6 protein-coding genes are annotated in these 5,985 nt (G+C 73.6%); 2 read left to right on the top strand and 4 right to left on the bottom strand.

Annotated elements, in window-relative coordinates; genetic code table 11:
* The 3 genes from SSNG_RS11025 to SSNG_RS11015 form a co-directional block, all read right to left on the bottom strand.
* A partial coding sequence (locus SSNG_RS11025; RefSeq protein ID WP_128636925.1) for a DUF4429 domain-containing protein occupies positions 1-573 on the bottom strand: 573 nt, incomplete at its 3' end.
* 96 nt (positions 574-669) lie between these two features.
* Positions 670-1,839 (bottom strand): alpha/beta hydrolase, encoded by a 1,170-nt coding sequence (locus SSNG_RS11020; protein ID WP_042803296.1) that lies wholly within the window; start codon positions 1,837-1,839, stop codon positions 670-672.
* A gap of 284 nt (positions 1,840-2,123) precedes the next feature.
* Positions 2,124-2,786 carry a TetR family transcriptional regulator gene (locus tag SSNG_RS11015; RefSeq protein WP_007263900.1) on the bottom strand — a complete coding sequence of 221 codons (663 nt, stop codon included), beginning with the start codon at positions 2,784-2,786 and terminating at the stop codon, positions 2,124-2,126.
* A gap of 128 nt (positions 2,787-2,914) precedes the next feature.
* On the opposite strand from SSNG_RS11015, the gene SSNG_RS11010 reads away from it, so the two are divergent.
* Entirely contained in the window at positions 2,915-4,513 is a 1,599-nt protein-coding gene (locus SSNG_RS11010) for an MFS transporter (protein WP_007263899.1), read from the top strand.
* Between the two features lie 199 nt (positions 4,514-4,712).
* Positions 4,713-5,093 (top strand): peptidase inhibitor family I36 protein, encoded by a 381-nt coding sequence (locus SSNG_RS11005; RefSeq protein ID WP_007263898.1) that lies wholly within the window; start codon positions 4,713-4,715, stop codon positions 5,091-5,093.
* Here the strand turns inward: SSNG_RS11005 and SSNG_RS11000 are convergent.
* Positions 5,074-5,922, bottom strand: coding sequence for a potassium channel family protein (locus tag SSNG_RS11000; RefSeq protein WP_007263897.1), 849 nt, complete (start codon positions 5,920-5,922; stop codon positions 5,074-5,076). The two genes, SSNG_RS11005 and SSNG_RS11000, sit on opposite strands and share 20 nt — an antisense overlap.
* Between the last annotated feature and the right edge of the window lie 63 nt (positions 5,923-5,985).

Here is a 5,985-nt window from a genome sequence, read left to right as displayed (position 1 = left end):
CCCGCCGCCGGGGCGGTCCGGGGAGGCCCACTCGACGCCGGACAGCTCGGCCAGCGCGAAACGCTGGTCGCCCGCCCGCCACTTGACGCTGCTGGCACCCGTACGGGACCAGTGGAAGGTGACCGCGGAGCCGTCGAAGCCCAGCCGGGCGTCGTACGCCTTCAGCTGGAGCGGCGGCTGCGGCACCTCGACGAGGAAGCGGTCGGCTGGTTCGTCGCAGCCTGGCGCCAGCCGCTCGCGCACGGCGTCGGCGAAGTCGGCGGCCTGCGGCGCCCGGTCCCCGGGCAGCACCAGCCGGTACGGGTCGCAGACCTCCTTCAGCTGCCCGGCGGCAGCCTCCATCAGCGGATCGGCGCCCGCGCGCGGGACGGCGCGCAGCACCACCGTGTCCCGTCGGCCCATCGCCCCGGCGGCGGCGCTCACGTCCACCCCGGACAACGCTTCCAGGGGGATCCGGCGCTCGCCCAGCGCGTGCCAGAGCCGTGGAGTTCGCATCCCCCGTGCGAAGCGGATGAGCACCGAGTCCGAGTCGAACTCCCAGACGGCATGATTTCCGGCCAGTACGTCACCCATGCGGCACATGGTAAAGGGACGCACCCCCGCGCGTCCCCCTCGTCTTCCGGCCCGATTTTTCTGCTTGCTACGGGTCCGCGGCGGGGGATGCCCCCGTCAGTCACCGTCCGTGGCGGAAATTCCGAGGCGGCAGTCGTCGCTCCCGTTCGCGCACGCGACGGAACCGAAGGCGCCGGTTCCGATCTTGGCGAAGTTGTCCAGCGAGGCCGTGCCTGGCTCGAAATAGCCCGTGTGGCTCCTGGCGCCCTCCGAGGACAGCAGCCGCGAGCCGAAGGCCGGGGAGACCGGGTCCGCGCCGTGGCCCAGGCCGCCGACCTCCATGTGCGGTACGCCGGAGATCCAGTCGCCCTCGTCGCGCATCGCCCAGACCCGGGCCGAGGTGTTCAGCCCGGCCACGTTCTCGGTGCGCATGCCGGGGCTGCCGGCGACCACCAGGTCGGTCACCCGGCCGGGCAGCCGGTGCGCGGCCACGCCGCAGACCACCGAGCCGTAGCTGTGGCAGAACAGGGCCACGCTCGCGTCCCCCGGCAGGGCCGCGGCCAGGGATTCCAGCCGTGCGGCGCCCTGGACGGCGAGCCTGCCGGTGGCGGCGTCCACGCCGACGCCGGTGGGGGCGGTGTAGCCGGCCCAGGCGATGACGGCGGTGCGGCCGGCCGGCGCGGTCGACAGCTCGGCCTCGTAGAGGGAACGGGCCATGCCCACGGGGGCGGTGAGGCGGCGCTGGGAGCGCTCGAAGGTCAGCGCGTCGGTGTCGACGCCGGGGACGACCACCGAGACCCGGCGGGCCGCCGAGAGGTCGCCGAAGACCTCGGCCACGAGGCCGCCGCCGGTGGGGTCGAAGACGAGGATCTGCCGGCCGGGCTCGGCGAGGGACTCGAAGCGGTGCGCGCGCCGGACGGCGGTGCTCCGGTCGGCGGGGGTCAGGGCGACGTCCCGTCCCCGGGACTCCTCCAGCCGCGCGGCCAGCGCCAGGGAGCGGCGGTTGGCCCGGTAGCGCAGCTCGGCGGGGACCCCGTCGAGGTTGCCGACCACGAGCGGGTAGCCGTCGGCGAGGTGGCCCCGCTGGGCGCCGTCGAGGTCGGCGAAGAAGCGGGCGACCGTCCGTACGGGGGCGTCGGCGGGCGGTACCGGCCGGCCGTCGATCCGGGCCGAGGCCCACGCGACGAGCTCGGCGGCCCGCGCCTGGATCCCGGCGTCGGGTCGGTGCACGGCGGTCCAGCCGGTCGTCGCCAGCATCAGGAACACGACGCCGAGCGCGAGCAGCATGCGCAGGGCGGCGGGGCGCTCGGGAGCGTCCGGGGTGGTGGGGGCGGGGCGGCCGGGCAGGTTCACTGGAGCCAGACTAGGAGACCGGTGGAGGCTGCGGCGCGCCGGGTGACCGGGCTCACGGCCGGTCGTGGGACACATCTCCCCGCCGATCACGCTCTGTTGTGGCTCTGGGGCCCGCGCGGGCGCGACGGGTGTGCCCGGAACCACTCCCGGAACCACGCCCGCGGTGCCTCTTCTGGACGTGTCCGGACCCGCACCGGACCGCGCCGCCCGGGCCCGGATCAGCCCGCCACGGGCGCCCGGCGCCAGTCCTCCGCCAGGGCCGGGCCGATCTGGTCGAGGTGGGCCACGGTCATCCGCCGGATCGCGGCCACGCTGGTGTCCTCGCCCTGCCCCCACAGCCGCCCCGTGACGCGCATCACGCCGCTGAACGCCGCCACCGCCACCCGGGGCCGCGGGTCGGCGTCCAGGTCGAGCCCCTCCCGCGCGGCGATCAGCCGGGCGATCTCCTCCTCCAGCTCGGTGGAGCGCCGCAGGTGCACGGCGAGCAGGGCCGGGGTGGACTCGATCAGCCGGTAGCTGCGCATGTAGAGGTCGACGGGCACCACGTCGGAGATGGCCTCCTCGACGGTGTCCCAGGAGACGAGCACGGCGTTGCGCAGGGCCTCCAGCGGGGCCTCGGAGGCCGGCCGGGTCCGCAGGGCGGCGAGGAAGTGGGACTCGACCACGTCCTGCACGGCGAAGGCGACCTCCTCCTTGTTGGCGAAGTACCGGAAGAAGGTGCGCTGCGAGACCTCGACGGTGTCGGTGATCTCGTCGACCGTGGTCCGCTCGTAGCCCTGCGAGACGAACAGCAGCAGGGCGGCGCGCAGCAGCGCGTCCCGGGTGCGGCGCTTCTTGCGCTCGCGCAGTCCGGCCGCCGGCGCGGGCCGCTGGTCGGTCATCGCCGCGGGGTCCTCTCTGATCCTGATCTGACGCTGAGTAAGCGGTCAGGGTACCTGTGACGGACCTGACAGCCGCTGTCGCGTTAAGCCGTTTGTGAAGTGTCAGCGACTGTCACTAGCCTGTTCGCATGACAAGTCAGATCACGCTCGCCAAGGAAACGGGCCCGGATCCGGCGGCGCGCGCCGGTCTGCGCGGCCACCCCTGGCTCACCCTGCTCGCGGTGGCCGTCGGCGTCATGGTCGTCACCCTCGACGGCACGATCGTCGCCGTCGCCAACCCCGCGATCCAGAAGGACCTCGGCGCCAGCCTCGCCGAGGTGCAGTGGATCACCAACGGCTACCTGCTGGCCCTCGCGGTCTCCCTGATCACCGCCGGCAAGCTCGGCGACCGCTTCGGGCACCGCCAGACCTTCCTCATCGGCATCGCCGGTTTCGCGCTCTCCTCGGCGGCGATCGGCCTGTCCACCGGCGTCGGGCTCGTCATCGGCTTCCGCGTCGCCCAGGGCCTCTTCGGTGCCCTGCTGATGCCGGCCGCCCTCGGCCTGCTGCGCGCCACCTTCCCCGCCGAGAAGCTCAACATGGCCATCGGCATCTGGGGCATGGTCATCGGCGCCTCCACCGCCGCCGGACCCATCGTCGGCGGCCTGCTCGTCGAGCACGTCAGCTGGCAGTCCGTCTTCTTCGTCAACGTGCCGGTCGGCGCGATCGCGCTGGTCCTCGGCCTGGTCATCCTGCTCGACCACCGGGCCGAGAACGCCCCGCGCTCCTTCGACCTGCCGGGCATCGTGCTGCTGTCGGCCGCGATGTTCTCCCTGATCTGGGCACTCATCAAGGCCGCCGAGTGGGGCTGGGGAGACACGAGGACCCTGCTCTTCCTCGGCGCCTCGCTGCTGTGCTTCGTGCTCTTCGCCGTCTGGGAGACCAGGGTCTCCGAGCCGCTGATCCCGCTCGGCATGTTCCGCTCGCTGCCGCTGTCCGCCGGCACCGTGCTCATGGTGCTGATGGCCTTCGCCTTCATGGGCGGCCTGTTCTTCGTCACCTTCTACCTGCAGAACGTGCACGGCATGAGCCCGGTCGACAGCGGCCTGCACCTGCTGCCCCTCACCGGCATGATGATCGTCGGCTCGCCGCTGGCCGGCGCCGCCATCACCAAGGTCGGCCCGCGGATCCCGCTCGTGGCCGGCATGGTCGCCACCGCAGCCGCCTGCTTCGGCATGGCCCGGCTCACCCCCGGCACCGGCACGCTCACCATGTCGCTCTGGTTCGCCCTCCTCGGGCTGGGCCTCGCCCCCGTGATGGTCGGCGCCACCGAGGTCATCGTCGGCAACGCCCCGCTGGAGCTGTCCGGTGTGGCGGGCGGCCTCCAGCAGGCCGCCATGCAGGTCGGCGGCAGCCTCGGCACCGCCGTCCTCGGAGCGGTCATGGCGGCCGAGGTGGGTGACACGTTCGGGGACAACTGGCAGGGCGCCGGCCTGCCCCCGCTCACCCCCGACCAGCTCGAACTCGCGGAGAAGGGCGTACAGGTCGGCATCGCACCCGTCCCGCCCGGAGTGCCCGAGCCGGTGGCGCAGACCATCGCCGGCGTCGCGCACGACACCTTCGTGTCCGGCATGAGCACGGCCTTCACCTGCGCCGCGGTCGTCGCCGTCCTCGCCGCGGTCGTGGCCTGCTTCACCAAGCGCGGGCAGAACGCCGACGCCGGCGCGGGCGCGGCGGCCCACATCTGATCAGCCCGCCGACGCGTTACGGGTACGTCAACCCCGCGCCCGCCACAGCCCCACCGGACGGTTCCGGCGGGGCTGTCGCCTATCAGGGTGGAACCGCCCGCAGCCCCTTCCGCCCGGCCGTCGCCGCAGGTCAGCGTGGTGTCGACGGAGCGCCGGAAGGAGTCCGGAGCCCGTCCGTCAAGGAGGAGTTGACCCCGTCATGCGTACGTGGAGCACCGCACGCGCCACCATCCTCGCCGCCGCCCTGCTGGCCGCCGCCACCCTCGTCCCCGGCACGGCCGGCCAGGCCCACGCGGCCGGGCCGCCCTGCGCCACCGGGCAGCTGTGCCTGTGGGCGAAACCGGACTTCAAGGGCACCAAGCAGGTGTACGACCTGAGCACCCTCGACATCAACAGCTGCACCGCCCTGCCCGCCGGCCCCGCCTACCAGTCGCTGATCAACCGGACCGGGCGCCCGGTCACCACGTACCAGTCGGCCGAGTGCGCGGAGACCGGCGAGTTCCAGACCTACCCGGGCGACGGCACGTGGCTGCCGCAGTCCGCCTTCCAGATCAAGGCGTTCAAGATCTGGGAGCGGTAGCCCCGGCCTGCTCCTCGGTGGAGACAGCGGAGACGCCGGAGACGCCGGAGACGCCGGAGACGGCGGAGGTGCCGGAGGCGGCCTGGGCGGGCATCGGGCCCGGGCCGCCGCCGCCCAGCAGCGCGACCTCGGCGCGCAGTGCCCGCACCTCCTCCTGGAGCTCCCGGATCGCCGCCAGCTGGAGCCGCTCCGCCTGGTCGTCCCGTTCGAAGCGGGCGATGAACCAGGCGGCGATGTTGGCCGTCACCACACCGAGCAGCGCGATCCCCGACAGCATCAGCCCGACCGCCAGCACCCGGCCCAGACCGGTGGTGGGGGAGTGGTCCCCGTACCCGACCGTGGTCATCGTGGTGAAGGACCACCACACCGCGTCGCCCAGGTTCCTGATGTTCCCGTCGGGGGCGTCCCGCTCCACGCTCAGCACCGCGAGCGAGCCGAACATCAGCAGCCCCACCACGGCCCCCGCCACATAGGTGGTCAGCCGGACCTGCGGAGCCATCCGCGCCCGCCGCCCCACCAGCAGCAGGGTCGCCACCAGCCGCAGCAGCCGCAGCGGCTGCACCAGCGGCAGCACCACCGCCGCCAGGTCCAGCCAGTGCGTCCGCACGAAGTGCAGCCGGTTGCGCGTCAGGCCCAGCCGCACGAGGTAGTCGAGGGCGAAGGCACCCCACACCGCCCACTCCGCGTACGTGCACGCCCGGTGCACGGACGGGTCCGCGTCCGGGGCGACGATCGGCACCGCGTACGCGACGGCGAAGGCCACCGCGAGGACGAGCAGCGGGGTCTGGCTCCGCCGCTCCCACAGCAGCTGGCGGGAGGTTTCCTTCATGCGGAGCATCGTAGGGAAAGGGTGCGGGACGGGCGCCCGGCGGACCGGGGAGCACCCGGCCGC

It is taken from the genome of Streptomyces sp. C, assembly GCF_000158895.1.
Classification (GTDB): Bacteria; Actinomycetota; Actinomycetes; order Streptomycetales; family Streptomycetaceae; genus Streptomyces; species Streptomyces racemochromogenes.
This window is presented reverse-complemented; position numbering and strand designations above follow the sequence as displayed.